General features: G+C 71.6%; 1 protein-coding gene. It reads left to right on the forward strand.

Features of this window, described 5'->3' with window-relative positions:
• Window positions 1-197 precede the first annotated feature (197 nt).
• Window positions 198-909, forward strand: a 712-nt coding sequence (locus tag VQ03_RS30645; protein WP_048454720.1) for an ABC transporter substrate-binding protein, incomplete at its 3' end; no start/stop codon positions are given.

Here is a 909-nt window from a genome sequence, read left to right on the forward strand (position 1 = left end):
GGACAGCGTGGTGGCGGGCTCGCCCGCGGGGCGCGCCTTTGACGCGCAGGACTGGCGCGTTCCGGCGACAAGCGCCGCCCTGATTTCCCGCAAATTCAGGCCTTGCGCCCCGGCCCAGCCAAAGTATCGTCCGCCTACAAACGAGTTTGCACCCCGGTGGCGCGAAGTTGCGCGGGGACCGGCCGGAGGTTCGCGCCATGTTGCCCCGCGACGAGACGTTTCGCCCCCTGTCCCGCCGCACCGTATTGGGCGGGCTCGCCGCGGCGCCCCTCGGTGCAGGCTCCCTCGGCCTCGCGGCCTCGCGGGCGGTCGCGCAGGGCCAGCAAGGGGCGGGCCCGATCCGGATCGGCGAGCTGAATTCCTACGGCCGCATGGCCGCCTTCGCGGTGCCCTACCGCAACGCCATGCAGCTCGCGCAGGACGCCGTCAACAAGGCCGGCGGCATCAAGGCGCTGGGCGGCCGCCCGATCGAGATCATCTTCCGCGACGACGGCTCGACCCCGGGCGACGCGACCCGGGTCGCCGAGGAGCTTCTGACCCGCGAGAACGTCGCCTTCCTGTGCGGCACCTTCCTGTCCAACGTCGGCCTCGCGGTGGCGGATTTCGCCAACCAGCGCAAGGCGCTCTTCCTCGCCACCGAGCCGCTGACCGACGCGCTCACCATGGGCAGCGGCAACCGCTACACCTTCCGGGTGCGGCCCAACACCTACATGCAGACCCGCATGCTGGTCGACGCCGTGAAGGATCGCGGCGTCAAGCGCTGGGCGATCGTGGCGCCGAACTACGAGTACGGCCAGTCGGCCGCCGCCAACTTCAAGCGCCTGATGGCCGCCGCGGTGCCGGGCTTCGAGGTGGTGGGCGAGCAGTTCCCGGCGCTCGGCAAGGTCGATGCCGGCGCCACCGTAGGCG

The organism is Methylobacterium tarhaniae (assembly GCF_001043955.1).
Lineage (GTDB): Bacteria > Pseudomonadota > Alphaproteobacteria > Rhizobiales > Beijerinckiaceae > Methylobacterium > Methylobacterium tarhaniae.